1 protein-coding gene is annotated in these 250 nt (G+C 45.6%); it reads right to left on the reverse strand.

Annotation, left to right across the window (positions count from 1 at the left end; genetic code table 11):
• On the reverse strand, positions 1-250 hold a 250-nt coding region (locus HMPREF2937_RS13775), incomplete at both ends, for an Ig-like domain-containing protein (RefSeq protein WP_180364633.1).

The following is a 250-nucleotide window of genomic DNA, read 5'->3' on the forward strand; positions in this document are numbered from 1 at the left end:
TTTTACCGTCTGGCAACGTCAATGTCACTGTGCTTAATGGCTCGCTTGTTCCGTTTACTACTTTAGCTCCCGCTTCAATCGTATCGATTGTCGGAATGGCTGGAACTACTGTATCTTTCACCGTTTGTGTCGCTTCTGGTGATTTATTACCTGCCGCGTCTGAAGCTACTGCTTTGATCACTGCGTTATGTGTTAATGGTTCTGCCAATTCTGTTGTCCACTTGCCGTCTGCATCTGCTTTTACTTCTGT

The organism is Staphylococcus sp. HMSC061G12 (assembly GCF_001838465.1).
Lineage (GTDB): Bacteria > Bacillota > Bacilli > Staphylococcales > Staphylococcaceae > Staphylococcus > Staphylococcus simulans.